At 66.5% G+C, this 2,463-nt stretch carries 3 protein-coding genes; 1 reads left to right on the top strand and 2 read right to left on the bottom strand.

Annotation, left to right across the window (positions count from 1 at the left end; genetic code table 11):
• Positions 1–4: 4 nt before the first annotated feature.
• Together B1C78_RS05370 and egtC are read right to left on the bottom strand one after the other, a co-directional pair.
• Entirely contained in the window at positions 5–1,090 is a 1,086-nt protein-coding gene (locus B1C78_RS05370; RefSeq protein WP_077278125.1) for an SUMF1/EgtB/PvdO family nonheme iron enzyme, read from the bottom strand.
• The gene (gene egtC, locus B1C78_RS05365) at positions 1,090–1,872 is read right to left on the bottom strand and encodes an ergothioneine biosynthesis protein EgtC (RefSeq protein WP_077278124.1); all 783 of its coding nucleotides are present in this window, start codon (positions 1,870–1,872) and stop codon (positions 1,090–1,092) included. The genes B1C78_RS05370 and egtC overlap by 1 nt, the downstream gene beginning before the upstream one ends.
• An 86-nt stretch (positions 1,873–1,958) precedes the next feature.
• Here egtC and B1C78_RS05360 point away from each other — a divergent pair.
• On the top strand, positions 1,959–2,463 hold a 505-nt coding region (locus B1C78_RS05360; RefSeq protein WP_139349816.1), incomplete at its 3' end, for an L-histidine N(alpha)-methyltransferase.

Below are 2,463 nucleotides of genomic sequence, written 5' to 3'. Positions count from 1 at the left end.
CACTTCACCCTGCGCGGCGGGTGTGGCGACTGCCGCCGCGCAGGGTGAAGTGGTTGCCGTCGAACCAGGGCTTTGAGTATTGCTCGTAGGGGAAGGCCTCGAAGCCGGGATAGGGGAAGAATGCATTGTCGCACCATTCCCATACGTGACCGCTGTCCTCGAGCAGCCCGAGCCGGCAGGCGGCCTCCCATTCGTGTTCATGAGGCAGGCGTGCGTCGAAAAAACGCGCACAGGCGCGGGCTTCGTGTAGCGAGATCCCGACTACCGGGGCGTTGGGGTCCAGGTCGTGGGGGCCGTTTTCATCGATGCCGTACCAGCGCCCTTCCGCGTCCTGTCGCCAGTGTTCAGGGGCATGTGCCGTATCGGCTTCAAGCCAGGCGCGCCCGCCATCGTCCCACCACGCCGGGTCGTCATATCCGCCGCTGTCCATGAAGTGCAGGTATCCGGCATTGGTCACCGGACGGGTGGCGATCTCGAAGCTCTCCACCGTTACCCGGTAGGCCGGCAGTTCGTTGTCGAAGGCCTGGGGTGCTTCCCCGCCAACCAGAAATCGGCCGGCGGGGACGTGGGTCTGTGCGGGCGGCTGCGGGTCGGAGAACAGGTCTGTTTCGGGCCTGAAGCCCCCGGGCGTTTCCGCCAGCACACGCTGGTTGAGCACCATGAGCATGGTCTCGTAGTGCTGGCAGTGATGCTGGATCAGGAAGCGCTCCAGGTACTCGTTTTCCAGCAGCGGATGGTCCGGCAGAGCCTCCGCCATGCCTGAGAGCAACAGCACGTTGTCGTCCTGCTGCCGGGACACCTCGGCCAGCAGATCCGCCTTGTCGGGCAGTTGCGGTCCCCGTCTGGGCTTGGGGCTGCGCTCCGGCGTGTAATAGTCGTCCACGTGCCGGGTGAGTCGGTCATCGCCCATGACCACCTCGCGCAGCCAGCGGTTTTCGACATGCGTGCAATGGCCCAGGTGCCAGCCCAGGGGGCTCAGGTCCGGATGGAACTGCTGGCGGTAGCCCGCATCGTCAAGGGGCTCGATCAGCGCCCGAAGCCTGCGCTGCACGGCGCGAAGACGTGTCAGGGTGGCGAGAGAGGTGCTCATTACAGGGCCAGCAGTTCCGGCGGTGCCTCAGGGTCCAGTATGAGCACATGGTGTTCCGGCACTGCGCGCCAGAGGCCGGATTCGGTGAGGGGCTCCGAGGCCACCAGTTGCGCGCCCTCGGGGAAGCCGTCGTCATCGGTGGTGTAATACAGACTCGGGCACTCGTGGTTGATGGCGTGGCGGCTGGCATAGATGCGCTCCCCGTCGCTGATGAGCACGTTGAGCAAGGCGCTCTGGCTGCCTGCCCATTCGCCGACCAGGGTGAAGGCCTCGCCGAGGGCCGCCTCCACCGACAGGTCCTCGTCCTCGTCCAGCAACTGGCGCACCATGGCGAACAGGTACTCCGAGTCCGTGGTGCCGGTGATGTCCGCCTCCGCGGTCGGCGACAGCCAGCGCAGCATCTGCGGACGTACCTCCGCAACGAACTCCTCCAGGTAGCCGTTGTGCGAGAACAGGTAGTCGCCGTCGGCAAACGGCTGCGTATTCACCGGACCGCTGCCCAGTCCCGGTGTGGCGCTGCGCACCGCCGCGATCCAGAGGTCGCTCTGGAGTTCTGCCGCGAGTGTGGGCAGATTGACATCCGACCAGATGGGCATGGGGTTGACGTAGCGCACCGCGCGGTCATCGATCCCGTACCATCCGAAACCGAAGCCGTCCACATTCAGACGCGCATAGCGCAGCTCCTTCGGTGCCCATGCCTGCACCTCCAGGCTATGAGGCGGCTCGAGCAGCAGCCGCGACAGGGCAATCTCCGGTCCGAGATAGGCGGCGTGGCGGCACATGGATATCTCCCTCTTGCTACGGGGGTCGTTTTTCCCGTCTCGGGGATCATGTTAGCGTTTGGCAAACCCCGGCGCACCTACACATCATGGACACGATCCTGTCGCGACCTGATACGGACGAGCGATTCACCTGCCGGCCGGTCCCGCCCACCCGCCGCGTCCCCGGGCTCGAGGAGGACGTGCGCCGGGGCCTGCTGGTGGCGCCGCGCAGCCTGCCGCCAAAGTATTTCTACGACGAGCGCGGATCCGACCTGTTCGATCGGATCTGCGACACGCCGGAGTACTATCCCACGCGAACCGAGGATGCGTTGCTGGCCGCCTGTGCGGACAGGGTGATCGCCGCCGCGCAGCCGGACCATATCATCGAGCTGGGCAGTGGCGCCTCGCGCAAGACGCGCCACCTCCTTGCGGCAACCGGTCGGGCCGGATTCCACGGCTGCGAGTACTGGCCTTTCGACGTCTGCGAACCCATGCTGCGCCAGGCGGCGACGCGTCTGCTGGATGAACACCCCGGCCTTCGGGTCAACGCGCTGGTGGGCGATTACCTGGCGGGGCTCGGCCGGCTCCCGCGGCCGCCCGGGCGGCGCCTGT

The organism is Thioalkalivibrio denitrificans, from assembly GCF_002000365.1.
Classification (GTDB): Bacteria; Pseudomonadota; Gammaproteobacteria; order Ectothiorhodospirales; family Ectothiorhodospiraceae; genus Thioalkalivibrio_A; species Thioalkalivibrio_A denitrificans.
The sequence above is the reverse complement of the archived record's forward strand: the minus strand, read 5'-3'. Positions and strand labels throughout refer to the sequence as shown.

Coding starts and splice junctions, on each gene's coding strand:
- egtC (WP_077278124.1), bottom strand. CDS start 1,872: ATGTGCCGCCACGCCGCCTATCTCGGACCGGAGATTGCCCTGTCGCGG.
- B1C78_RS05370 (WP_077278125.1), bottom strand. CDS start 1,090: ATGAGCACCTCTCTCGCCACCCTGACACGTCTTCGCGCCGTGCAGCGC.